At 70.3% G+C, this 23,778-nt stretch carries 26 protein-coding genes; 13 read left to right on the forward strand and 13 right to left on the reverse strand.

Translation table 11 applies throughout. The annotated features are described in order from the left end of the window. Positions 1-20: 20 nt before the first annotated feature. The 8 genes from ACFYSH_RS03030 to ACFYSH_RS03065 all read left to right on the forward strand — a co-directional run bounded on the left by ACFYSH_RS03030 (position 21) and on the right by ACFYSH_RS03065 (position 8,183). Complete coding sequence (locus tag ACFYSH_RS03030; RefSeq protein ID WP_359467180.1) at positions 21-1,061, forward strand: BMP family ABC transporter substrate-binding protein; 1,041 nt, start codon at positions 21-23, stop codon at positions 1,059-1,061. 253 nt (positions 1,062-1,314) lie between these two features. Next, entirely contained in the window at positions 1,315-2,916 is a 1,602-nt protein-coding gene (locus ACFYSH_RS03035; RefSeq protein WP_359467346.1) for an ABC transporter ATP-binding protein, read from the forward strand. Further along, positions 2,913-4,028 carry an ABC transporter permease gene (locus ACFYSH_RS03040; protein WP_359467177.1) on the forward strand — a complete coding sequence of 372 codons (1,116 nt, stop codon included), beginning with the start codon at positions 2,913-2,915 and terminating at the stop codon, positions 4,026-4,028. Before ACFYSH_RS03035 ends, ACFYSH_RS03040 begins: the two co-directional genes overlap by 4 nt. Continuing rightward, complete coding sequence (locus ACFYSH_RS03045; RefSeq protein WP_359467175.1) at positions 4,025-5,314, forward strand: ABC transporter permease; 1,290 nt, start codon at positions 4,025-4,027, stop codon at positions 5,312-5,314. The genes ACFYSH_RS03040 and ACFYSH_RS03045 overlap by 4 nt, the downstream gene beginning before the upstream one ends. After that, on the forward strand, positions 5,311-5,712 hold the full coding sequence (locus tag ACFYSH_RS03050) for a cytidine deaminase (RefSeq protein WP_388750586.1): 402 nt from the start codon (positions 5,311-5,313) through the stop codon (positions 5,710-5,712). The genes ACFYSH_RS03045 and ACFYSH_RS03050 overlap by 4 nt, the downstream gene beginning before the upstream one ends. A 139-nt stretch (positions 5,713-5,851) precedes the next feature. Continuing rightward, positions 5,852-7,129 carry a thymidine phosphorylase gene (locus tag ACFYSH_RS03055; RefSeq protein ID WP_359467170.1) on the forward strand — a complete coding sequence of 426 codons (1,278 nt, stop codon included), beginning with the start codon at positions 5,852-5,854 and terminating at the stop codon, positions 7,127-7,129. A 98-nt stretch (positions 7,130-7,227) separates the two neighbouring features. Further along, complete coding sequence (locus ACFYSH_RS03060) at positions 7,228-7,818, forward strand: Uma2 family endonuclease (protein ID WP_388750589.1); 591 nt, start codon at positions 7,228-7,230, stop codon at positions 7,816-7,818. A 20-nt stretch (positions 7,819-7,838) separates the two neighbouring features. Then, complete coding sequence (locus ACFYSH_RS03065; RefSeq protein ID WP_388750592.1) at positions 7,839-8,183, forward strand: STAS domain-containing protein; 345 nt, start codon at positions 7,839-7,841, stop codon at positions 8,181-8,183. 7 nt (positions 8,184-8,190) lie between these two features. Here the strand turns inward: ACFYSH_RS03065 and ACFYSH_RS03070 are convergent, their stop codons facing one another. The 4 genes from ACFYSH_RS03070 to ACFYSH_RS03085 all read right to left on the reverse strand — a co-directional run bounded on the left by ACFYSH_RS03070 (position 8,191) and on the right by ACFYSH_RS03085 (position 11,704). Beyond that, positions 8,191-8,505, reverse strand: coding sequence for a hypothetical protein (locus tag ACFYSH_RS03070; protein ID WP_388750595.1), 315 nt, complete (start codon positions 8,503-8,505; stop codon positions 8,191-8,193). 2 nt (positions 8,506-8,507) lie between these two features. After that, positions 8,508-9,497 carry a sigma-70 family RNA polymerase sigma factor gene (locus tag ACFYSH_RS03075; protein WP_359467157.1) on the reverse strand — a complete coding sequence of 330 codons (990 nt, stop codon included), beginning with the start codon at positions 9,495-9,497 and terminating at the stop codon, positions 8,508-8,510. Positions 9,498-9,594: 97 nt separating this feature from the next. Further along, positions 9,595-10,311, reverse strand: a complete 717-nt coding sequence (locus tag ACFYSH_RS03080) for a L,D-transpeptidase (RefSeq protein WP_359467154.1) — start codon at positions 10,309-10,311, stop codon at positions 9,595-9,597. Between the two features lie 91 nt (positions 10,312-10,402). Continuing rightward, positions 10,403-11,704 (reverse strand): MFS transporter, encoded by a 1,302-nt coding sequence (locus ACFYSH_RS03085; RefSeq protein WP_359467152.1) that lies wholly within the window; start codon positions 11,702-11,704, stop codon positions 10,403-10,405. A gap of 62 nt (positions 11,705-11,766) precedes the next feature. On the opposite strand from ACFYSH_RS03085, the gene ACFYSH_RS03090 reads away from it, so the two are divergent. Beyond that, positions 11,767-12,720, forward strand: a complete 954-nt coding sequence (locus ACFYSH_RS03090; protein WP_359467150.1) for a LysR family transcriptional regulator — start codon at positions 11,767-11,769, stop codon at positions 12,718-12,720. 27 nt (positions 12,721-12,747) lie between these two features. On the opposite strand, the gene ACFYSH_RS03095 is transcribed toward ACFYSH_RS03090, so the two are convergent. Continuing rightward, complete coding sequence (locus ACFYSH_RS03095) at positions 12,748-13,506, reverse strand: alpha/beta fold hydrolase (RefSeq protein ID WP_359467147.1); 759 nt, start codon at positions 13,504-13,506, stop codon at positions 12,748-12,750. Positions 13,507-13,608: 102 nt separating this feature from the next. Between ACFYSH_RS03095 and ACFYSH_RS03100 the strand changes: the two genes are divergently transcribed. After that, the gene (locus ACFYSH_RS03100; RefSeq protein WP_359467144.1) at positions 13,609-14,763 is read left to right on the forward strand and encodes an adenosine deaminase; all 1,155 of its coding nucleotides are present in this window, start codon (positions 13,609-13,611) and stop codon (positions 14,761-14,763) included. Positions 14,764-14,896: 133 nt separating this feature from the next. Next, a complete protein-coding gene (locus ACFYSH_RS03105; RefSeq protein ID WP_359467141.1) occupies positions 14,897-15,199 on the forward strand; it encodes a hypothetical protein in 303 nt (100 codons plus the stop codon). A 76-nt stretch (positions 15,200-15,275) separates the two neighbouring features. Here ACFYSH_RS03105 and ACFYSH_RS03110 read toward each other — a convergent pair whose 3' ends face one another. The 5 genes from ACFYSH_RS03110 to afsQ1 form a co-directional block, all read right to left on the reverse strand. Next, positions 15,276-15,479, reverse strand: a complete 204-nt coding sequence (locus tag ACFYSH_RS03110; protein ID WP_359467139.1) for a PspC domain-containing protein — start codon at positions 15,477-15,479, stop codon at positions 15,276-15,278. 92 nt (positions 15,480-15,571) lie between these two features. Continuing rightward, positions 15,572-16,156 (reverse strand): VanZ family protein, encoded by a 585-nt coding sequence (locus ACFYSH_RS03115; RefSeq protein ID WP_359467136.1) that lies wholly within the window; start codon positions 16,154-16,156, stop codon positions 15,572-15,574. A gap of 83 nt (positions 16,157-16,239) precedes the next feature. Further along, positions 16,240-16,887, reverse strand: a complete 648-nt coding sequence (locus ACFYSH_RS03120; RefSeq protein ID WP_388750602.1) for a hypothetical protein — start codon at positions 16,885-16,887, stop codon at positions 16,240-16,242. After that, the gene (locus tag ACFYSH_RS03125) at positions 16,887-18,419 is read right to left on the reverse strand and encodes a HAMP domain-containing sensor histidine kinase (RefSeq protein ID WP_359467132.1); all 1,533 of its coding nucleotides are present in this window, start codon (positions 18,417-18,419) and stop codon (positions 16,887-16,889) included. Before ACFYSH_RS03125 ends, ACFYSH_RS03120 begins: the two co-directional genes overlap by 1 nt. Continuing rightward, positions 18,416-19,093 carry a two-component system response regulator AfsQ1 gene (gene afsQ1, locus ACFYSH_RS03130; protein ID WP_176724363.1) on the reverse strand — a complete coding sequence of 226 codons (678 nt, stop codon included), beginning with the start codon at positions 19,091-19,093 and terminating at the stop codon, positions 18,416-18,418. Before afsQ1 ends, ACFYSH_RS03125 begins: the two co-directional genes overlap by 4 nt. Before the next feature lie 193 nt (positions 19,094-19,286). Between afsQ1 and ACFYSH_RS03135 the strand changes: the two genes are divergently transcribed. After that, positions 19,287-20,033 (forward strand): SigE family RNA polymerase sigma factor, encoded by a 747-nt coding sequence (locus tag ACFYSH_RS03135; RefSeq protein ID WP_388750605.1) that lies wholly within the window; start codon positions 19,287-19,289, stop codon positions 20,031-20,033. 118 nt (positions 20,034-20,151) lie between these two features. On the opposite strand, the gene ACFYSH_RS03140 is transcribed toward ACFYSH_RS03135, so the two are convergent. Next, a complete protein-coding gene (locus ACFYSH_RS03140) occupies positions 20,152-20,856 on the reverse strand; it encodes a uridine kinase (RefSeq protein WP_359467127.1) in 705 nt (234 codons plus the stop codon). A gap of 63 nt (positions 20,857-20,919) precedes the next feature. Here ACFYSH_RS03140 and ACFYSH_RS03145 point away from each other — a divergent pair, with 63 nt between their 5' ends. Continuing rightward, on the forward strand, positions 20,920-21,345 hold the full coding sequence (locus ACFYSH_RS03145) for a hypothetical protein (RefSeq protein WP_359467124.1): 426 nt from the start codon (positions 20,920-20,922) through the stop codon (positions 21,343-21,345). A 53-nt stretch (positions 21,346-21,398) separates the two neighbouring features. Here the strand turns inward: ACFYSH_RS03145 and ACFYSH_RS03150 are convergent, their stop codons facing one another. Both ACFYSH_RS03150 and ACFYSH_RS03155 read right to left on the reverse strand, forming a co-directional pair. Further along, positions 21,399-22,346 carry an aldehyde dehydrogenase family protein gene (locus ACFYSH_RS03150; RefSeq protein WP_359467121.1) on the reverse strand — a complete coding sequence of 316 codons (948 nt, stop codon included), beginning with the start codon at positions 22,344-22,346 and terminating at the stop codon, positions 21,399-21,401. Continuing rightward, a complete protein-coding gene (locus ACFYSH_RS03155) occupies positions 22,339-23,775 on the reverse strand; it encodes an aldehyde dehydrogenase family protein (RefSeq protein ID WP_388750610.1) in 1,437 nt (478 codons plus the stop codon). The genes ACFYSH_RS03150 and ACFYSH_RS03155 overlap by 8 nt, the downstream gene beginning before the upstream one ends. Positions 23,776-23,778: the final 3 nt, after the last annotated feature.

A 23,778-nucleotide genomic window follows, 5' to 3' on the forward strand; every position in this document is an offset into this window, starting at 1 on the left:
AGGTTTGAAGGAGCCTTCCCTTGCGCCGCGTATCCAAGATCGCTGCTGCGTGTACCGTTTCCGCGGCTCTCGCCTTCACTGCCACCGCGTGTGGTGAATCGTCCACCGAGAGCACCGGTTCCGACAAGGACCAGATGAAGATCGGCATGGCCTACGACGTCGGTGGCCGTGGCGACAACTCGTTCAACGACTCCGCCGCCCGTGGCCTGGACAAGGCCAAGGCCGAGTTCGACGCCGAGACCAAGGAACTCACCGCCAAGAGCGGCGAGACCCCGGCCGACCGCGAGCAGCGCCTCGCGTCGCTCGCCGAGGGTGGCTTCAACCCGGTGATCGGCGTCGGTTTCGCCTACCAGGCGGCGATCGACAAGGTGGCCAAGGCGCACCCCGAAACCACGTTCGGCCTGATCGACTCGGTTTCCGAAGCCAAGAACGTGTCGTCCATCGTCTTCACCGAGGAGCAGGGCTCGTACCTCGCCGGTGTCGCGGCGGCGCTGAAGTCCAAGGACGGCCAGGTCGGCTTCATCGGCGGCGTCGACCTCCCGCTGATCAAGAAGTTCGCGGCCGGCTTCCAGCAGGGCGTCATGGACACGAACGCGAAGGCCAAGGTTCAGATCCAGTACCTGTCCACCGGTTCCGACCTGTCCGGTTTCGGTAGCCCGGACAAGGGCAAGGCCGCCGCCAAGGGCATGCTGGACAAGGGCGCCGACGTGATCTTCGCCGCGGCGGGCGGCTCCGGCGCCGGTGCGATCGAGGCCGTGGCCGGCAAGAAGGGCGCCTGGTCCATCGGCGTCGACTCCGACCAGGCCAAGGACCCGGCCCTGTCGAAGTACGCCGCCACGATCATGACCTCGGTCGTGAAGAACGTCGACGCGGGCGTCTACGACCTGGTGAAGTCCGTCAAGGACGGCAAGCCGGTCACCGGCACGCAGGCCTACTCGCTGGCCGAGGACGGCGTCAGCCTGACCACCACGGGTGACCACCTCAAGGACGTCCAGGCCAAGATCGACGAGGCGAAGAAGAAGATCGTCGACGGCTCGATCAAGGTCAAGTCCACGGTCTGATCCTTCCACTGAACTCGGGGTCCGCAGGCGTGGTTTCCGCCGCGCCTGCGGACCCCGCTTCACGTATACCTGCGGGCCGGGCCCCCGACGTGTGTCGGTATCGTGCCCCTGGTTCAACCACCCGTCGCCGGGTGGTCGACGATTCGGTGGCGCTACGCGCGTAGTGCCCGCCGAGCGCGGTACTTTTCGCCACCGGTCCCCGCGCCGTGTCCGTGCATCGCCCGCCCTCCGCTCCTGCCAAGGAGAGTGCGCCATCAAAGCGTCCAGCAGTCCTCATGCCGTAGAGCTCCGCGGCATCACCAAACGATTCCCCGGCGTCGTGGCCAACCACGACATCGACATCACGGTGAGCCGTGGCACCGTCCACGCCCTCGTCGGTGAGAACGGCGCCGGCAAGTCCACCCTGATGAAGATCCTTTACGGGATGCAGAAGCCGGACGAGGGCACCATCTCGGTGGATGGTGAACAGGTCTCCTTCAGCAGCCCGGGTGACGCCATCAACCGCGGTATCGGCATGGTGCACCAGCACTTCATGCTCGCCGACTACCTCACGGTCCTGGAGAACGTCGTCCTCGGCTCCGAGAAGCTGCACGGCATCGGGGACAAGGCGCGGGCGAAGATCAAGGAGATCTCCGACGCGTACGGCCTCGGTGTCCGCCCCGACGCCGTCGTCGAGGACCTCGGGGTCGCCGACCGCCAGCGGGTGGAGATCCTCAAGGTCCTCTACCGCGGCGCCCGCACCCTGATCCTCGACGAACCGACCGCGGTCCTCGTGCCGCAGGAGGTCGACGCCCTCTTCGACAACCTGCGTGAGCTGAAGGCGGAGGGCCTCACCGTCATCTTCATCTCCCACAAGCTGGGTGAGGTGCTGTCGGTCGCGGACGAGATCACCGTGATCCGGCGCGGTACGACGGTGGGCACCGCGGATCCCGCGCACACCACCAGCAAGCAACTCGCGGAGCTGATGGTGGGCAGCGAGCTGCCCTCGCCCGAGACCCGGGAATCGACCGTCACGGACACGCCGATGCTGGGCGTGGCAGACCTGCGGCTGACGGCCACCGACCCCGACGGTGTGGTGCGCGCCGTGCTCGACGGCATCACCTTCACGATCCACAAGGGCGAAGTGCTCGGCATCGCGGGCGTCGAGGGCAACGGCCAGTCCGAACTCGTCGACGCCATCATGGGCATGCGGACCCTCGACACCGGGTCGCTCACCCTCGACGGCGCGGACATCTCCCGCGCGGCCACGCGCAAGCGCCGCGAGGACGGCATGGGCGTCATCCCCGAGGACCGGCACCGGCACGGCCTCCTGCTGGACGCCCCCCTCTGGGAGAACCGGATGCTGGGGCACGTCACCGAGAAGCCCAACAGCAAGGGCGCCTTCCTCGACCTCAAGGCGGCACGCGCCGACACCGAGCGGATCGTGCGCGAGTACGACGTCCGCACGCCCGGCATCGAGGTCACCGCGGCCTCGCTCTCCGGCGGCAACCAGCAGAAACTGATCGTCGGCCGCGAGATGAGCCACAACCCCAAGCTGCTGATCGCCGCGCACCCCACCCGGGGCGTGGACGTCGGCGCGCAGGCGCAGATCTGGGACCAGATCCGTGAAGCACGCCGTGAAGGCCTCGCCGTGCTGCTGATCTCCGCCGACCTCGACGAGCTCATCGGGCTCTCCGACACGCTGCGCGTCATGTACCGCGGCAAGCTCGTGGCCGACGCCGACCCGGCGACCGTCACCCCAGAGGAGCTCGGCTCGGCGATGACCGGTGCGGCTTCCGGTCACCTGGAAGCACACGGAAGCACGGGTGGCGACGACTCCGAAACCGACCCCCGGGACGGGGGAGAGGACCGATGAAGAAGTTCGACAAGGAGCGGGTGCTCCTGGGGATCGCCGCCCCGCTGCTCGCGATCGTGGTCGCGTTCCTGGTGACCGCTCTCGTGCTGGCCGCCACCGGCAAGGAACCGTTCAGCGCCTTCGGCATCATGTTCGACTACGGACTGAAGTCGGACAGCCAGGTCTACATCCTCAACAAGGGGACGACCTACTACCTCGCAGGTCTCGCGGTCGCCGTCGGTTTCCGCATGAACCTCTTCAACATCGGCGTCGACGGTCAGTACCGCCTCGCCGCCTTCTTCGCCGCTGCACTCGGCGGGGCGCTGACCCTGCCGGGCGTCCTCCAGATCCCGCTGATCATCCTCACCGCGATGATCGTCGGCGCGATGTGGGCGGGTATCGCCGGTCTCCTGAAGGTCACGCGCGGAGTCAGCGAGGTCGTCTCGACGATCATGCTGAACTCCATCGCGACCGCGATCATCGGTTACCTGCTCCAGCAGGGCCGTCTGGGCCACCTCGACGAGGCGGGGACGAAGGTCTCCACCACCCCGATCCCGGAGTCCTCGCACTTCTTCGAGTTCCCGACCACACCGACGCCCGTCTGGGGCTTCATCGTGATCGCGGTCGCCGCCGGATTCGCCTACTGGTTCACGCTCGGCCGCACCCGGTTCGGCTTCGACCTGCGTACGGTCGGCCAGTCCGGTTCGGCAGCCGAGGCCAGCGGTGTCGACGTCAAGAAGATGGTCGTCACCTCCATGCTGATCTCCGGCGGCATGGCCGGCCTCATCGGCATGCCGACGCTGCTCAACGACAGCTACGAGTACAGCGGCGACTTCCCCATCGGTATCGGTTTCACCGGGATCGCCATCGCGCTCCTCGGCCGTAACCACCCCGTGGGCATCGCGCTCGGCGCGCTGCTCTGGGGCTTCCTGGAGCGCGGCACGGGCAAGCTCGAATTCGAGGGCTACGACAAGGAGATCGTCGGCGTCATCCAGGGCGTCATCGTCCTGTGCGTCGTCATCGCGTACGAAGTCGTCCGCCGATACGGCCTCAAGCGCCAGCAGAGCAGGGTCGGCGCGGAACTCGCCGCCAAGGCCGCACGTAACTCCGACCAGCAGGAGGTGTCGGCGTGAGCGCCACGGCGACTTCCACCCCGCCGCCCGCGGCCCCCGAGGTCTCCGGCGGCAAGGGTGGCCGCACCCGCTTCAGTTTCCCCGTCGTACTGCTGATCATCGCGGGCGCCCTGCTCGCGCTGTCCGCCGTACGGGCCGTCACCGGCGCCCAGGACGTCACCTCGGCCGGCCAGATCAGCGCCGCGCTCGCGATGGCCGTGCCGATCGGGCTCGCCGGTCTCGGCGGCCTGTGGGCCGAGCGGGCCGGTGTGGTCAACATCGGCCTCGAGGGCATGATGATCCTCGGCACCTTCTTCGGCGCCTGGGCCGGCTGGCAGACCGACCCATGGATCGGCGTCCTGGCCGGTGTCGTGGGCGGCATGCTCGGCGGCCTGCTGCACGCCTTCGCGACCGTCACCTTCGGCGTGGACCACATCATCTCCGGTATCGCCATCAACATCCTGGCCCTGGGATTCACGACCTACCTGGCCAAGCTGTGGTTCAACACCGGTGACGCGGCGGAGAAGGGCGGCAGCCCCAAGCAGTCGCCGCCGGCCGACAGCATCACGCAGGTCACCGTGCCCGGTCTCTCGGACTGGCTGCACGCGTTGGAGAAGCACCACTGGTTCTTCGTGTCCGACGTCGCGGGCATCCTCGGCGGACTCGTCACCAACGTCTCGCTGCTGACCCTGGTGGCCGTGGCGCTGTTCGCGGGCACGTTCTTCGTCCTGTGGAAGACCTCGTTCGGTCTGCGCCTGCGTTCCTGCGGTGAGAACCCGGTCGCCGCCGAGTCCCTCGGTGTGAACGTCTACCGCTACAAGTACATCGCCGTGATCATCTCCGGAGGCCTGGCCGGACTCGGCGGCGCCTTCCTGTCCCTGGTCACCTCGCACATCTACAACGAGGGCCAGACCGGCGGCCGCGGTTACATCGGTCTCGCCGCGATGATCTTCGGTAACTGGCGGCCCGGCGGACTCGCCATGGGCGCCGGGCTGTTCGGCTTCGCCGACGCGCTGCAGCTGCGCAACGGCGGCGAGTCCGTCCACGCGCTGCTCCTGCTGCTCGTGGTGATACTGGCCGTCCTCGCGGCCTGGAAGCTCTACCGCAAGCGCTTCGTGCCCGGTGTCGTCAGCGCGGTCATCGCCGCCGCGGTGCTCGTCTGGTACCTCGCCACCGACACGGTGCCCACCGAGTTCGTCAGCGCCACCCCGTACGTCGTCACCCTGCTCGTGCTCTCGCTCTCCGCGCAGCGCCTGCGCATGCCGAAGGCGGACGGGATGCGCTACCGGAAGGGACAGGGGAAGTGACGGACGGCGCGGCCCCCGTCGACTGGGAGGTGTTGCGCGAGGCCGCCCGGGACGCGATGTCCCGGGCGTACGCCCCGTATTCGGGCTACCCGGTCGGCGTGGCGGCCCTCGTCGACGACGGCCGCATGATCACCGGATGCAACGTCGAGAACGCCTCGTACGGCATCGGCCTGTGCGCCGAGTGCGGGCTGGTCTCGCAGCTGGCCGCCACGGGCGGCGGCCGGCTGACCCACTTCACCTGCGTGGACGGCGCGGGCGCGGTGCTGGTGCCGTGCGGGCGATGCCGTCAGCTGCTGTACGAGTTCGGCGGGCCCGGCCTCGTCCTGGAGACACCGGACGGCTTCCGTACGCTCGACGAGATGCTGCCGCAGGCCTTCGGGCCGCAGCACCTGGGGTAGCGGCCCCGCCGCCGTTCCGTCTCCCTCCGGTGGGCCCGCCCGGCCCGCCGGGGGAACGGCGCGGCGGAACGTTCACTCTCTATGCGCGTAGAGTCAACGGGACTCTCGCCTACCCATCCGGCCGGAAGGACTCCCTCCCATGGACGCCATCTCCGTCATCCGCACCAAGCGGGACCGCGGCGAGCTCAGCCCCGAGCAGATCGACTGGGTCATCGACGCGTACACCCGTGGCGAGGTCGCCGACGAGCAGATGTCCGCTCTGGCCATGGCGATCCTGCTGAACGGCATGAACCGCACCGAGATCGCCCGCTGGACCGCCGCGATGATCGCCTCCGGCGAGCGGATGGACTTCGGCGCACTCTCCCGCCCCACCACCGACAAGCACTCCACCGGCGGCGTCGGCGACAAGATCACCCTGCCGCTCGCCCCGCTGGTCGCCGCCTGCGGCGCCGCCGTGCCGCAGCTCAGCGGCCGGGGCCTCGGCCACACCGGCGGGACCCTCGACAAGCTGGAGTCCATCCCCGGCTGGCGCGCCCACCTCTCCAACGCCGAGATGCTGGACGTGCTGGACACCACCGGCGCGGTGATCTGCGCGGCCGGCGACGGCCTCGCGCCCGCCGACAAGAAGCTGTACGCGCTGCGCGACGTCACCGGCACCGTCGAGGCGATCCCGCTGATCGCCAGTTCGATCATGTCCAAGAAGATCGCCGAGGGCACCGGGGCGCTCGTCCTGGACGTCAAGGTCGGCTCCGGCGCCTTCATGAAGACGATCGAGGACGCCCGCGAACTGGCGTCCACCATGGTCGCACTGGGCACCGACAGCGGCGTACGGACCGTGGCGCTGCTCACCGACATGGCGACCCCGCTCGGCCTCACCGCCGGGAACGCCCTGGAGGTCCGGGAGTCCGTCGAGGTGCTGGCCGGCGGTGGCCCGCAGGACGTGATCGACCTGACCCTGGCCCTCGCCCGCGAGATGCTCGACGCCGCCGGACTCAAGGACGCCGACCCGGAGAAGGCCCTGGCCGACGGCTCCGCGATGGACGTCTGGCGCCGCATGATCTCCGCCCAGGGCGGCGACCCGGACGCCGAGCTCCCCGTCGCCCGCGAGCAGCATGTGATCAGCGCCCCGTCCTCGGGCGTGCTGACCCGCCTCGACGCCTACGACGTCGGCGTCGCCGCCTGGCGCCTCGGCGCGGGCCGCGCGCGCAAGGAGGACCCGGTGCAGGCCGGCGCGGGCATCGAGCTGCACGCCAAGCCGGGGGACACGGTGACCGAGGGCCAGCCGCTGCTGACCCTGCACACGGACACCCCGGAGAAGTTCGAGTACGCGCTGAAGGCGCTGCCCGGCTCGTACGACATCGCCCCGGCCGGCACACCCTTCACCGCCACGCCGGTGGTGCGGGAACGTATCGCCTGACCTGCGGCTTTCCCTTTCGGGTGAACGGGACCGGTGGACCACCACCGGTCCCGTTCGGCATGCTGTTATCGATGATGCACCGATAAGAGGAGACCGCCATGAGCGCACTCACTGTCGATCCCGGGCCGGGTCACGGTCAGGACTGGGACGACCTCGTCCGGATCTGGGAGGAGACGGACGCACCCGAGGGCTGCAAGGTGGAGATCATCGAGGGGATCGTCACCGTGTCGCCACCGCCGTCCAAGGACCACAACACCACAGCAGAACTGCTTCAGCGCAGGCTCTACGCCGTCATCCCGGAGGACTGGGGGATCTACCAGACGCTCGGCGTCTCCGTGCCCGGCCGGGCCGGGCTGTACATCCCCGATCTCGTCGTCCTGCCGCGTGCGGTCGCGACCGGGCCCGGCCATCGCGTGGCGGCGGAGGACGTCCGGCTCGTCGTGGAGATCACCTCACCGGCCAACGCCAACCACGACCGCATCGGCAAGGCGCACGGGTATGCCAGAGCCGGTGTCGAGCTGTTCCTGCTGCTCGACCCCTGGCACACCGGCCGTCCGACCGCGACCCTGTACGGAGAGCCGAGCGACGGCACCTACCGGGTCCTGGAAGCGGTCGAGTACGGCGAGACACTGACACTGCCCAAGCCCTTCGGGCTGGATCTGGACACGGGGGTCTTCCCGGTCAGCTGAGCCCGCCTCACCGGACAGCGATGAGTTTCGGGCATCCCGCAGGTCTCCCTGGTGTGGATGCCATGACACCGAACGCTCTCGTCGTCACCGGCCGCATCACCCGCGCCGACGTGCCGGCACTCTGCGCCGAGCTGGAAGTGCTGCTCAGCGGCCTCCCAGGCATCGCCGTGGTGGACTGCGACGTGGGTGGTGTCGTGCAGCCGGATCTGGCCGCGGTCGAGGCGGTCGCCCGGCTGGGGCTCGTCGCACGCAGGGCCGGCGGTGTCGAGCTGCGGCTGCGCAACGTCCCGGCCGAGCTCGGGGCGCTGCTCGATCTGGTCGGGCTGTCCGCTGTGCAGGCTCACGTCCGGTGGGACCCGGAGTGAGCCACGCTCAGCGGGCCGTGGCGCTGTCGCGGAGCACGACGTGGTGACAGACGACCAGCGTCGTCTGTGGTCTCCCGGAGTCGTACGCCTCCTTGTCCGGCCATGACCCGTCGCTTGCCGACGGTGCCGGTTCCGGCCTCGGCGTCTCGCACCGGCCGCTCTCCGGCTGCGGTCCCGGTTCGGGGTTGCCGGCCGATACGCCGGCCGAGGGGGCGGGAGCCGGCCCCGGGCCGGCCGTGGCGGACGGCTCGCCCAGCCACTGCGTCGCCGCCCAGCCACCCGCCACCAGGACGGCCCAGCCGACCACCACGGGTCGTCTCACCCTCACGACGCGTCGTCGTCCAGATGGTCGGGGAGCCCGAACAGCGGGAACCAGCGCGGAGTGTCCAGGAAGCAGTGCATCCCGGTGATCGCACCGTCCGAGATGTCGATGACCTGAACCGCCCACGGTACGAAGCCCGGACCGTCCGGATTCGGCTTGTAGTGGGCGAAGGCCGGGGTGCCGTTGGCCTCCGTCGCCACCAGCCGGGAACCGGCACAGCTCGCCCCGATGCTGAGCATGAAGCCGGTGATGTCGTCGTGTCCCCGCAGCCAGAGATCGAACGGCGGCATGGTCATCACGGCGTCCTCATGGAGCAGCGCCGTCAGCGCGGCCATGTCGTACCCCTCGAACGCCGCCACATAGCGGTCCAGCAGCTTGCGCTGCTCCTCGTCGAGCGGATTCGCGGTGTCCGGTGCCTTGTTGTCCGTGTCCGAAAGAGTCGCCCGGGCACGCTGCAGGGCGCTGTTGACCGAGGCGACCGAGGTGTCGAGCAGTTCGGCGACCTCGCTCGCCTTCCACGCCAGGACCTCGCGCAGGATCAGCACCGCACGCTGCTTCGGCGGCAGGTGCTGGAGCGCGGCGACGAACGCGAGGCGCACCGATTCACGGGCCACTGCGGCCTCCGCGGGGTCGGCCACCGAGGGCAGGACGCGTCCGTCGGGCATCGGCTCCAGCCAGGTGTTCTCCGGGCGGGGGTTCAACGCGGCCTGGGCCAGCGGTGTCGGGCCGGTCAGGTCCACCGGCCGGGCGCGCTTGTTGCCCGCGGTGAGCATGTCGAGACAGACGTTCGTCGCGATGCGGTACAGCCAGGAGCGCAGCGAGGAACGGCCTTCGAACTTGTCGAAGTTGCGCCAGGCGCGCACCAGCGTGTCCTGGACCGCGTCCTCCGCCTCGAAGGCGGAGCCGAGCATCCGGTAGCAGTAACCGGTCAGCTCGACCCGGTGTCCCTCCAGCCGGCTGTCGATCTCCGCTGTCGCTGTCCGATCACTCATCGCTCCACCCCTGTTGCGCTGTGACACCGCTCACCCAGCACTGTGGAAGCTACCGCAGGGCACTGACAACAGGGGCGGGAAGCGCGGAAACCGCTGCTCAGGTGCCGGGCTTGCGTCCGTACACGAAGACGTCGTCCCCGTTCTTCAACAGCTTCCAGTATGACTTCGCGTCCGCCGGGCGCATGTTGACGCAGCCCGCCGATCCAGGGTTGTTGTACATGGACTTGGTGACGGAGTGGAACGCCTGCCCGCCGTCGAAGAACTGGGCGTACGGCATGCGTACGTCGTAGAGCGTCGACCAGTGGTCGATGTTGCGCCAGTAGATCTTCGTGGCGCCGGTCCGCGTCTCGTCGCCGTTACGCCCCGTACGCACCGGCACCGGGCCGAACTTCAGCTTGGCGCCGTCCTGGATCCAGCTCAGCTGCCTGGTCAGGTCCACGCAGGCGATGCGGCCCTTGTTCGTGGGGCACTTCTTCGCCTTGTTCGGGGTCTTGCCGGCCGCCTTCTGGGCGGTGATCGTCTTCATCGTGCGCCAGGTGACCGGCCCCGCGTATCCGGCCGCCGGGGTGATGCCCTTCGCGCTCTGGAAGGAGCGGATCGCCTTGCAGTCGGCCGCCGACTGCCGCCCGTCGGCCGTTCGCCCCAGCCACTTCTCGGCCTGCTTCTGGTACGGCCCTGCGGAGGCCGTGCAGGAGGCCGCCTGGGCGGCCGTCCCGCTGCTCAGGACCAGCGCCGGAGCGGCCACCAGACCTGCGACGGACAGGACGGCCCCGCGCCGTACCCCCGCGCCGCGCATGTTCCCCATGATCGTCATGTACGTCTGCTCCCCTTCGCGTTTCGCCCGCGGTGTGTGACTCCGCTTGTTTGACGTGCGCCGGGGAGCAGCGGTTGTGCGGCGGCAGGTCTCAGTTGTGCACAGGTGCCGGGGACGCGGTGCGGAGCCGCTCGGTCCGGGCCGCCCGGGTCCCGAACAGGGTGATCGACAGGACACCGAGGACCGCCAGGACACCCAGGGCGACCGTGCCGGCCCAGCCGCCGGCGTGGAAGGCGACGGCACCGAGCGTGCCGCCCGCGCTGGAGCCCAGGTAGTACGCGGACTGGTAGAGCGCCGACGCCTGCGCGCGGCCCGTGGTCGCCGTACGGCTCACCGAGGACGAGGCGACCGCGTGCCCGGCGAAGAAGCCGGCCGTGATGAGGACGAGGCCGCCCAGGACGGCGGCCAGCTGGTCGGACAGGGAGAGCAGCAGACCCGCGGCCGTCGTGGAGACGGCGAGGTACAGCGCCCCCCGGCGGCCCAGTCGGCCGACCAGTCGGCCCGCGGCGGCCGAGGAGAGCGTGCCGACGAGGTAGATGAGGAAGACCGAGCCGATGATGCCCTGCGGGAGGCTGAAGGGTGCCTCGACGAGCCGGTAGCCGATCACGGTGTAGACCGCGCCGAACACCGTCATGAACAGGGCGCCGATCGCGTACAGCCGGCGCAGCAGCGGGTCGGCGAGGTGACCGGTGACGTTCTTCGCCAGGGCCTTCGGGTCGAGCGAGGCGGGGCTGAAGTGCCGGGCCTTGGGGATCAGGCGGTGGAAGACCACCGCGCAGACCGCGGCGAGCAGCCCGATCGCACCGAGTGCCATCCGCCAGCCCCACAGCTGGGCGACCCAGCCGGCCAGGATGCGGCCGCTCATGCCGCCGATGCTGTTGCCCGCCACGAACAGTCCGATCGCGGCCACCAGGGCCTTGGGCCGCACCTCCTCGGCCAGGTAGGCCATCGCGGAGGCGGGCAGTCCGGCCAGTGCCGCGCCCTGCACCGCGCGCAGCGCGATCAGCCAGCCGAGCGACGGGGCGAAGGGGACGAGAAGCCCGATCACCACGGCGACGGCCAGGGAGGCCGTCATCATCTGGCGCCGCCCGAAGCGCTCGGAGAGCGCGCTCAGCGGCAGGACGCACAGCGCCAGTGCACCGGTCGCCGCGGAGACCGTCCAGCTCGCCTGTCCGGCCGTCGCGCCGAAGGACGCGGAGACGGCGGGCAGCAGGGCCTGGGTGGAGTAGAGGAGGGCGAAAGCCGCGATGCCCGCCGCGAAGAGCGCGAAGCTCATCCGGCGGTAACCGGGACCACCAGGGGTGAGGCGGTCCGGGGCGGTCGAGGACGCGGCGGCGGATGACGGAGCGGCGTCCAGCACGATGGTGGACGCCCCGGTACTGGCAGGAGGCATACGGCGAACGTAGACCGCCCGGTTTCATGCGTCCAATGCACGAAACAGCGATAATCGTTCCCATGGTGCATCAATACAGCTCACAGCCTCGACTGTCACCGAGCAGTTACGAAGAAGACATCCGAGCCGTACTCGCACCACGCCTCGCGTACTTCGAGGCGGTGGCCCGCCACGAGCACGTCACCCGTGCCGCGCACGAGCTCGGCGTCCCTCAGTCGACGCTGTCACGGGCCATGGTGAGGCTGGAACAGGACCTGGGGGTCGCGCTGTTCGCCCGCCGGGGACGGACCGTCTCGCTCACTCCCGCGGGCCGCACCTTCCTGGGCTCCGCCGAGCGCGCGCTGGCGGAGGTGGAGAAGGCCGCGGACTCGGTGCGCGCCGACGCCGACCCCACGGCGGGCAAGGTCGCCTTCGGCTTCCTGCACACCATGGGCTCCGAGACCGTGCCCGCCCTGATCCGCGCCTTCCGCGCCGATCACCCCCGGGTCCGCTTCCAGCTCGTCCAGAACTACGGCGAGGCGATGATCGAGCGCCTGCGGGCGGGCGGCCTCGACCTCTGCCTCACCTCGCCCGTCCCGGACGCCCCGGATCTCGTCGCCATGCGTCTGGACGAGCAGCGGCTGCGGCTGGTCGTCCCCGACGACCACCGGCTGGCGGGGCGCCGACGCGTCCGGCTCGCCGAGGCAGCCGACGAAACGTTCGTCACCCTCGAACCCGGTTACGGACTGCGGCGGATCACCGACGACCTCTGCGCCGAGGCGGGCTTCACCCCGCGGGTCGCGTTCGAGGGCGAGGAGGCGGAGACGCTGCGCGGCCTGGTCGCGGCCGGACTCGGGGTGGCGCTGCTGCCGCCGCCGGCCGTCGCCCGGCCCGGCGTCGTCGAGTTGACGGTGACGGCGCCGCGCGCGGCCCGTGAGATCGGTGTCGCCTGGCTCGACGGCCACCCCGACACGCCGCCGGTGGCGGCCTTCAAGCGTTTCCTGCTGTCGCGCCGTGGGAGCCTGCTGCCGGACTGAGGGCGCGTACGCGCGTACGCGCCCTCATCAGTGCCTCAGCGACCGTCCGAACCCCGCGGCGAGCGGCATCCGCAGGCCCAGCGGAGGAGGCGCGGCGAACGCGTCGGCGACCGGGCGCGCGTACGACCGGGCGAACAGTGAACCCCGGATGAAGTCCGAGGCCAGCGCCAGCACTTCGGACCGGTGCTGGCGCAGGGCGTGCCCGTCCGAGTGGACCTCGAAGCGGCAGGTGTCCCGGTTCGCCTTCTTGGCCCGCTCGGCCAGTCGGTAGGAGAGCTCCGGATCCGTCCGAGCGTCGTTCGTGCCGTGCACGATCAGGACCCGGCGCCCCGCCAGGTGTTTCACCGGTTCGGGCTCCGCGTCCGCGCCTTCGGGAAGCCAGGGCGCCATCGCCAGCACGGAGTTGACGGCGGCGTGGCCGGCGCCGCGCAGGGCGGCCCTGCCGCCCATGCCGTGCCCGACGAGGCACACGGGGATGTCGCCGTAGCGGCGTTGGATCTCGTCGGCCGCCCAGTGGGCGTCGTCCGCCGGATCCGCGCCGGCGTTCCAGCCCCGGGTGCGGTAGCGCACGACGTGCACCGCGAGCCCGTCGTCCTGCCCGGCGCGGGCCAGGGTCCGGGCGAACGGCAGTTGCGCCGCGTACGAGAAGGCGGAGGGACGGCGCCGGGAATCGGTCTCGCCGTCCGGGAGCAGCAGGACCACGCCGCTGACCTCGGGTGCTGCTCCGGCCGTGTGGACGGCCCGTCCCAGCCTGGCGGCAGGCAGGGGAAGTGCGTGCTGTGCCATGACAGAACAGTGTCAGAAGGGCAGGTGTATTCCACCTGGCTTCGCGGTCACTGTTACGTATCGGCGCCAGCGCTCTACGCGCGTAGGCGTTAGAGTGCCCGAATGACGAGCCAGACCCTGAACGTCCCCGGTCCCGACCAGATCCGCCGCGCGCCCAAGGTGCTCCTCCATGATCACCTCGACGGCGGCCTGCGCCCCGGCACGATCGTCGAACTGGCGCTCGCCCAGGGCTACGAAGCCCTGCCGGAGACCGAGCCCGACAAGCTCGGCATCTGGTTCCGCGAGGCGGCCGACTCCGGTTCGCTGGAGCGCTACCTGGAGACGTTCGCCCACACCTGCGCCGTCATGCAGACCCGTGACGCGCTGTTCCGGGTGGCCGCCGAGTGTGCCGTGGACCTGGCGGAGGACGGTGTCGTCTACGCGGAGGTGCGGTACGCGCCCGAGCAGCACCTCACCGCGGGTCTGTCCCTCGAAGAGGTCGTGGAGGCGGTCAACGAGGGCTTCCGTGAGGGGGAGCGCCGGGCCCGCGCGAACGGCCACCGCATCCGCGTCGGCGCCCTGCTCACCGCGATGCGACACGCCGCCCGGGCGCTGGAGATCGCCGAGCTCGCCAACCGCTACCGCGATCTGGGCGTGGTGGGCTTCGACATCGCGGGCGCCGAGGCGGGCTACCCCCCCACCCGTCACCTTGACGCGTTCGAGTACCTCAAGCGCGAGAACAACCACTTCACCATCCACGCGGGCGAGGCGTTCGGTCTGCCGTCGATCTGGCAGGCCCTGCAGTGGTGCGGCGCCGACCGGCTCGGCCACGGCGTCCGCATCATCGACGACATCGAGATCGCCGACGACGGCACCGTGACGCTGGGGCGGCTCGCCTCCTACGTGCGCGACAAGCGGATCCCGCTGGAGCTCTGCCCGACCTCCAACCTTCAGACCGGTGCCGCGGCCTCGTACGCCGAGCACCCCATCGGGCTGCTGCGGAAGCTGCATTTCCGCGCCACCGTGAATACGGACAACCGGTTGATGAGCGGGACGAGTATGAGTCAGGAATTCGAGCGACTGACCGAGACGTTCGGATACACGCTCGACGACATGCAGTGGTTCACAGTCAATGCGATGAAATCGGCGTTCATTCCTTTCGATGAACGTCTGGCGATGATCAATGACGTCGTGAAGCCCGGATATGCCGAGCTGAAGTCCGAGTGGCTCTTCCGCCAGACGGCCGTGACCAGTGGTTCTCGGTCTGCGGCCGGCTGAGACATTCGACTGGCGGACGGCCGGGAGTATGGAATCCCGGCCGTTTCCGTGTCGCGGCGTGTTTGCGGCGGGGACGCGGGGCTGACTACGTTGCAAAGCCGCTCACATCCCCTTCCCCAAGGATGCGTTTCACATGAAGCAGTCTGCTGTCAGGACCCTCGGCGTCATCGCTCTCGGTGCCGCTTTCGCCGCGGTCGGCGCGGGCAGTGCCTCCGCTGCTCCCCTGCCCGTCGACCCCGCGGCCGCCGCCATGCCCGCGGCCGTCACCGTGGACTCCGTGGCTCAGGCGCTGCCCTTCGTCGAGGAGGCGACGTTCGGCTTCCTCGGTCAGCAGAACCAGCAGCGTGGCAGCGGGGAGGTCTCGACGCCCGGCACCAACCTGCTCGGTGGCCTGCCCGCCGGCGGGCTGACCGCCGCCCTTCCGTTCGGTGGCTGATCACCCGTTCACGCCTGTGGGGCGCACACCCGGCCAGGGTGTGCGCCCCACGTGCTTCTCCCCGTGGTGCCGGCGCTCACCAGGCCGTCGCGGCCGGGCTCTTCTCCGACGGCAGCAGCATCCACAGCGCCAGGTACAGCAGGAACTGGGGGCCGGGGAGCAGGCACGACACCAGGAAGATGACGCGCATCGTTCCTGCGGAGGTGCCGAAGCGCCGTGCCAGCGCTGCGCACACCCCACCGATCATGCGTCCCTCACGGGGGCGGACAAGTGCGGCCATGGTGAGCTCCTTCGCGAACCGTTGCGGGGAGCGACTCCGTCGCGCTCCCGGTACCTCCATAGTGGCCCCGCGAAGGTGTACAAAGCGTCGCTCTACGGGGCGATGCCGACCCTGGTAATCGTCGGGGTCGACCCCTGAGAGTCACGAAAAGCCTCGTTCCCGGCCGTACGGAGACCGTTCCCGATCCGGGACAGGTCGCCGGCCCCCGCCCGGTTGCCCCGGCGCAGCCGTGACCGCGACAGCGGGACGACCAGCAGATGCGCCAGCGCCACACCCGAGGTGTTCAGCAGCAGTGAGTCGACGTCGACGACCTGACCCGGCACTCCCGTCTGCGCCAGCTCGATGGCCATCGAGATCAGCGCCCCGGCCGTGACCGTACGGGCCAGCGAGGCCCAGGGGGAGACCAGCAGCCTGCCGCCGGCCATCGGCAGCAGTATGCCGAGTGGCGCCAGGAGCACCAGACCCTCACCGATACGGCGCACCGCCTCGGCCGGGCCCAGGGCCAGATCCGCTCTGATCCCGGCGAACGGCTGGAAGTTCGCGGCAGTCATCCAGGGCACGTCCAGCGGGCGCAGCGTCAGCCAGCCGACGAACACGAGATGCGCGAGCAGGAGGACTACCCCCGGCGCGCGGAAGCGGATGACGGCCGGGCCGTCCGAACTGTGACGCACGTGCACCAAGACGCCACGACCGGCAGGATCGGTTCCGCCCGGTTCGGCGAAGGCCCTGTGACGAGCGGCACGGGCCCCGGTACCGGACCTCAGGGCAGCTCGAGCGCGCCCAGCGTGGGTACCTCGCCGGGCCGGCTCTTCGTCTCGGTCGTGCACAGGTAGCCCCGCGGGGCGTAATCGCCCGGCCCGCCGAGCCGCACCGAACCCCCGGAGCCGAGCGCATCGCTCTCCGCGTACGAGCACACCACCTGCGCGAGCGCCTCCGCCGGCAGGTCGTCCGGCTGCTCGCTGAGCCGTAGCGTGCCCGCCGGGTCGTCCGTGTGGCCGCCGGTGACCCTCAGACCCACCGGTACGTCGGTGGAGATGCCGGCGCGCCGCTCGTCGGTGTCCGGCTCCCGCTGCAGTTCACTCAGCAGCACCTGTGCGGTCCGGAGGGAGGAGGCCCGCGACTCGTCGATCTCCACCGTGCGCTCCACCGTCACCAGTTGTGAGGCGCAGACCAGGTAGACACGTACGGAGACGCTCTCCGGCGGCGGCGCGGTCGCCTCGCCCGACGCGGTCCGGCACGGCATCCGTGACGGCGCGGCCCCGGCATCGACCGGCACCGACGTGCTGCGGATGCCGCAGCCCGACGCCAGTGCGGCACAGGCCGCCATGACGGCCAGTACCGAGACGGCCCGGCCGGGGCGTCGCGCCCGGACCCCGTTCGGGGCGCGGTACGGCCGTTCGCTGCGCATCACTTCGCGTCGCCCTTCTCGTTCCGGTCCGGGTCGCCGTCGTCCGGGGCGCCGGTCAGCGCCTCCGCGTCGCGTGGGAGCCGCAGCACGAACACCGCACCCCCACCGTCCGGGAGATTCGAGGCCGTGATGTCGCCGCCGTGGATGTGCGCGTTCTCCACCGCGATGGACAGGCCGAGCCCGCTGCCCTCGGAACGCGGCCGGGAGGCGCTCGCCTTGTAGAAGCGGTCGAACACATGGGGCAGGACTTCCTCGGGGATGCCCGGGCCGTGGTCGCGCACCTCGATGACCAGCTCGTCCTCGTCGGTCCGCACGGACACCCGCACCGGTGATCCGCCGTGCTTGAGCGCGTTTCCGATCAGATTGGCCAGGATCACGTCGAGCCGGCGCGGATCCAGCCGCACCATGATGCCGCGCTCCGCGTCCAGATCGACCGCGTCCAGCCAGGCCCGGGCGTCGATGCAGGCGGTCACCTGGTCGGCGACGTCGACCGTGTCCAGGACGAGGCGGGCCGTACCGGCGTCGAAGCGGGTGACCTCCATGAGGTTCTCGACCAGGTCGTTCAGCCGCCGGGTCTCACTCACCACCAGGTGCACGGCCGGAGCGATCATCGGGTCCAGGCTGTCCGCCTCGTCCTCCAGCACCTCGGCGACCGCCGTGATCGCGGTCAGCGGGGTGCGCAGCTCGTGCGACATGTCGGCGACGAACCGGCGGCTCGACTCCTCCCGCGCGCTCATGTCCGCGACCTTCTTCTCCAGGGAGCTCGCGGCCCTGTTGAACGTATGGGAGAGATCGGCGAGTTCGTCGGTGCCGGAGACCACGAGACGGGTGTCGAGCTTGCCCTCGCCGAGCTTGCGGGCCGCGTCGCCGAGCCGCTGCACCGGGCGCAGCACGGTCGTCGCCGCGGCCTGGGCGAGGAGCGCCGAGCCGATGAGGGCCAGCGCGGTGGCGATCCCCAGGGACCACGCCAGCGAACTGAGGTCCTCGCGCTCCTGGTCGAGCGACTTCAGCATGTATCCGGCGGGACCACCGCCGATGATCTTCGTTCCGGCCACCAGGTAAGGGGTGTTGCCCAAAGTCGTACGTTGCCAGAACAGGTGGTACTCAAAGGTGTTCGTCGACGTCAGCGGCTGCTTCTTGTTCACCTGCTTCTGCAGCGAGGCGGGAACGTCGGCCTTGGTGAAGGCGTCGAGGTCGGAGGTCCCGGTGACCGGTTTGCCGTCCTTGGTGCCGATCAGCAGCACGTGGTAACCCGGGCCGCTGCTCGCCATCTGCTCGGCGGCGTCCCGCAGATCGTCCGCCGTCGGCTGCAACGGCAGCGAGGCCGCCCGGTTCTGCATCTGGCGGCGGAAGTCGCCCAGCGCCGTGTCCTGCGTACGCGTCAGGACGGCCTCACGGTTCAGCCAGTACGCGATGCCCGACGCGGACACCGCCGCCGTCAGGGCCACCAGCGCGAACACGATCAGCAACCGCAGCCGCAGGCTGGTCCAGCGAAGACCCGCGAGTATGGAACGTTTCGCGGAATCACTCACTGAGGCGTGTCCAGCCGGTAGCCCACACCCCGCACGGTGCGGATGAGAGTCGGCGAGGACGGCACGTCCTCCACCTTCGCCCGCAGCCGCTGCACGCAGGCGTCCACCAGGCGTGAGTCCCCGAGGTAGTCGTGCTCCCAGACGAGACGCAGCAACTGCTGCCGGGACAGGGCCTGTCCGGGGCGTCGGCTCAGTTCGAGCAGGAGCCGCAGCTCGGTCGGCGTGAGCTGAAGGTCCTCCCCGTTCTTCGTCACGGTCATCGCCGAACGGTCGATGACGACACTCCCGAACGTCGCCGAGTCGGTGGACTCCCTCTCCCCGCGGCGCAGGACCGCGCGGATACGGGCGTCGAGTACCCGGCCCTGTACGGGTTTCACCACGTAGTCGTCCGCGCCGGACTCCAGTCCCACCACGACGTCGATGTCGTCGCTGCGCGCGGTCAGCAGAATGATCGGCAGCTGGTCGGTGCGGCGAATCCGCCGGCAGACCTCGAAACCGTCGATCCCGGGCAGCATCACATCCAGCACGACCAGGTCCGGCCGCTGCTCTCTCAGCAGCTCCAGGCCGTCCTCTCCCGTCGCCGCGGTGGCCACACGGTGGCCCTGGCGTGACAGCGAGAGTTCGAGGGCCGTGCGGATGGCGTCATCGTCCTCGATCAGCAACAGGAAAGGCACGGGGGCCATTCTGGCCCATGGTGCTGCCACGTTTCGACAATCCCCCCGACTCGGTCCGTCGGCTCGATCTCCGACGTGGACCGCGACATGCCCTGTGACAGCTCTGTGACAGTCGAGGGACAGCGCCATGAAACTGCCCCGGCAAGCTCGTTGTCACACGGAACGACCGGACTCCACCGATGGGGGGCGCCAGATGAACGCACTGCTCAGCACCACCTCGAGCGCAGTTGTCACGCGCCTTCACGACGTCGGGCGGAGTCAGGAGAAGTCCGGCGCCGGGGGACGGGGGTGCGCCCGGGGCGCCGGGCGTCAGCACACGTCGCACCTGACGATGGTTGACGCGCCCACGGGGGAGAACGGGGGAAGCGCGTACGGGGAGGCCTCGGGGGAGCGGAAGTCCTCGGTCGGGGCGGAGGACGCCGAAGCGGCGTTCACCGCCTACGTCCAGGATCGCCGCGCCTCCCTGTACGCGACCGCCTATCACCTGACCGGCGACCGGTTCGAGGCCGAGGACCTGCTGCAGAGCGCCCTCTTCTCGACGTACCGGGCGTGGGACAGGATCAGCGACAAGGCGGCGGTCGGCGGATACCTCCGCCGCACCATGACCAACCTGCACATCAGCGCGTGGCGCAGGCGCAAGCTGAACGAATACCCGACCGAGGAGCTGCCGGAGACGGTGGGCGACACGGACGCGATGCGGGGCACGGAACTGCGCGCGGTGCTCTGGCAGGCGCTCGCGCGGCTGCCGGAACTCCAGCGCACGATGCTGGTCCTCCGTTACTACGAGGGCCGCACGGACCCGGAGATCGCGTCCATCCTCGACATCAGTGTCGGCACGGTGAAGTCGAGCATCTGGCGGTCACTCCGCCGGCTGCGCGAGGACGAGGTCCTCAGCTTCGGCCGTGACGAGGAGGAGTCCTTCGGCGAGTTGGTGGCCTGAGGTCTACGGGGGGCACGGGGGAACAGCACGGGGGTACGGGGGAAAGGCCGCGGCTTCGGGGGAGGCGGCGGTACGCAGCGGGGGTGGACAGGCCGGGGGGTCCTGTCCACCCCCGCTGTCAGTTCGGTACCCGGCTCCGTGGAGTACGGCAGCGGCCCGCCGCCGCCGCGGCCAGGCGGCCCAGGGCCTCCTGTCGGGCGCAGGGGTAGGCGCCCAGTGCCGCCTGGCGGGCCACGATGCGCCGTTCGGCACGCATCAGACGCCAGCCGCGCCGCAGCAGGAACGGCACCGACTTCCGTCCCTCGCGCAGGTCCCGCACCAGGCGTCGCCGGAACGTCGTCGACGGCCGGCCGCGCAGGCACAGGGCGTCCGCCAGCAGGCCCAGCTCCTGGCAGCGCTCCACGATGTCCGCCGCGAAGATGCCCTCGGCGACGAAGAGAGGGGTGCGTTCGATGTCGAGCACCTCGTGGCCGGACCGCGAGCTCGTGGCGATGTCGTACAGCGGAACGAACGTACGCCCCGTGCGGCAGAGTTCCGCTATGGCCTCGACCGCGCCGTCCGCGTCCCAGGACAGTGCCGAGTCCCAGTCGATGTCGGCGCTGCCGGTGACTCTCGGCAGTGTCGGGTCGTCACCCTCCTTGTAGAAGTCGTCCAGGCGCAGCACCGGAAGACCGCTGCGGGCCGCGAGGGACGACTTGCCGGAGCCGGACGGACCGGCGAGCAGCACGACGCGTGTGGGGATCGGTTGGGAACTCACAGAACAGAAGTGTGAGGCATTGACCCGCGCAGGGGATCCCCGGGAGGTCCTGTTGGTATCGAGCATCACACCTCAATTACTCTTCGCGCACGGACGATTACCCGAAACGTCCCGTACAGGTGGGAAAACATGGCACGTCATGCACTGTCCAAGCCCCGGAAGCGCGCTCTGCTGCGCGCCGGTCTGACCCTCACCGCGCTGGGCGCGGCGCTCGGTGCGGGAGGTGCGGCCGCCCAGGCCGCGCCGCTGCCCGCTCCGCCCGTGACCGGTGCGGACACCGCGGACAGCACCCTGGAGGCGGTCGGCGACGCGGCGGCCCCCGCGGTGACCAGCGCGCTGGGTTACGGCCTCGCCGGGGCCGTCGAGCCCGTCACCGACCTCCAGCTCGACCCGCTGGCCGGGACGGGCGTGGACCCGTTGGACAACGCGGTGGGCACCCAGGTCGCCGACTTCAAGCCCGTGACCACGGCGCTGGTCACCGACCCGGTGACCAGCGGCGCGGCGCTCAGCGACCTGCCCGTGACCGGAGAGGCGGCCGCTCTGGTCACCGGCTGATCCCGTACACGCGTGTGAGGCCGCCCGGAGGCGGCCCACACGCGTCTCGGCGGTCAGTACGAGGAGCCCGAGGCTCCCAGGGCGCCCGTGGGGTGCCAGACCGTCTTGGTCTCCAGGAAGGCCGTCAGGCGGTGCGTGCCCGGATCGGCCGACCAGTCCGCGCCGCCCACAGCCTGTGGACGAGCGGCGCCGTGCGCTTCCTTCTCCGGGCGGTGGCGGGAGACGGGCGGGCGGTGTACGCGCTTCAGGTTGTCCGCCGCCGCGATCTCCAGCTCCTTCGCCAGAGCGGCGTCGGCTCCCGTCAGGTCGATGGCGTTGACGTCCTGGTGCGAGGCCAGGGGAGCGGCGAGCTCCGCCGTCCTCCCCGACAGGATGTTCACCACACCGCCCGGAAGGTCCGAGGTCGCCAGGACCTCGCCCAGCGAGAGCGCGGGCAGCGGAGCGTCGGCCGAGGCGATGACGACCGCCGTGTTCCCCGTGGCGATCACCGGGGCGATCACCGAGACGAGGCCCAGGAACGACGACTCCTGGGGAGCCAGCACCGCGACCACACCGGTCGGTTCCGGGGTGGACAGGTTGAAGAACGGGCCCGCGACCGGGTTCGCCCCGCCCACGACCTGGCCGATCTTGTCCGTCCAGCCCGCGTACCAGACCCAGCGGTCGACCGCCGCGTCGACGACGGCCGCCGCCTTGGACTTCGACAGCCCCTCGGCGTCCGCCACTTCGCGCACGAACTGCTCCCGCCGGCCCTCCAGCATCTCCGCGACGCGGTAGAGGACCTGCCCGCGGTTGTACGCGGTCGCGCCCGACCAGCCGCCGAACGCCTTGCGTGCGGCCACGACCGCGTCCCGTGCGTCCTTGCGGGAGGACTGCGGGGCGTTCGCCAGCCACGTGCCCTTCGAGTCCGTCACCTCGTACACCCGGCCGCTCTCGGAGCGGGGGAACTTGCCCCCGACGTACAGCTTGTAGGTCTTGAAGACACTGAGTCGCCCGTCAGACATCGAGGTAGGCCTCCAGACCGTGACGGCCGCCCTCGCGGCCGAAGCCCGACTCCTTGTATCCGCCGAACGGCGAGGTCGGGTCGAACTTGTTGAACGTGTTGGCCCACACCACGCCGGCCCGGAGCTTGTTCGCCACCGCCAGGATGCGGGAGCCCTTCTCCGTCCAGATGCCCGCCGAGAGGCCGTACTGGCTGTTGTTGGCCTTCGCGACGGCCTCGTCCGGCGTACGGAACGTCAGCACCGACAGCACCGGGCCGAAGATCTCGTCGCGGGCGACGGTGTGCGCCTGGGTGACACCGGTGAAGAGCGTCGGCGCGAACCAGTATCCGGCGGACGGCAGCTCGCACGGAGCCGACCAGCGCTCGGCACCCTCGGCCTCACCCGTCTCGACGAGCGCGCTGATCCGGGAGAGCTGCTCCGCGGAGTTGATCGCGCCGATGTCGGTGTTCTTGTCCAGTGGATCGCCGAGCCGGAGCGTGGACAGCCGCCGCTTGAGGGCATGCAGCACCTCGTCGTGCACGGACTCCTGTACGAGGAGCCGGGAGCCCGCGCAGCAGACCTGGCCCTGGTTGAAGAAGATGCCGGTGACGATTCCCTCGACGGCCTGGTCGACGGGGGCGTCGTCGAAGACGATGTTGGCGCCCTTGCCGCCCAGTTCGAGGGTGGCCTTCTTGTCCGTCCCCGCGATCTGCCGGGCGATGGCCTTGCCGACGGCGGTCGAGCCGGTGAAGGCGACCTTGTCGACGTCCGGGTGCTCGACGAGGGCCGCGCCCGCGTCGCCGTACCCCGTCAGGATGTTGACGACGCCCTTGGGCAGTCCGGCCTGGCGGCAGATGTCGGCGAAGAACAGCGCGGACAGCGGGGTGGTCTCCGCGGGCTTGAGCACCACCGTGTTGCCGGTGGCGAGCGCCGGGGCGATCTTCCACGCGAGCATCAGCAGCGGGAAGTTCCACGGGATGACCTGGCCGGCCACGCCGAGCGGGCGCGGGTCCGGACCGTAGCCCGCGTGGCCCAGCTTGTCGGCCCAGCCCGCGTAGTAGAAGAAGTGCGCGGCGACCAGCGGGAGGTCCGCGTCGCGCGTCTCCCGGATCGGCTTGCCGTTGTCCAGGGTCTCCAGGACTGCCAGCTCGCGCGAGCGCTCCTGGATGATCCGCGCGATCCGGAACAGGTACTTGGCGCGCTCGGAGCCGGGCAGCGCCGACCACTTCTCGAAGGCTTTGCGGGCGGCCTTCACGGCCCGGTCCACGTCCTCGGCGCCTGCTCGCGCAACCTCGGAGAGCACCTCCTCGGTGGACGGGCTGACGGTCTTGAAGACCTTGCCGTCGGCCGCCTCGGCGAACTCGCCGTCGATGAACAGGCCGTACGAGGGTGCGATGTCGACGACGGAGCGGGACTCCGGAGCCGGTGCGTAATCGAATGCGGATGCCATGGC

Origin of the sequence: Streptomyces sp. NPDC005791, assembly GCF_042871485.1 — a bacterium.
GTDB lineage: Bacteria > Actinomycetota > Actinomycetes > Streptomycetales > Streptomycetaceae > Streptomyces.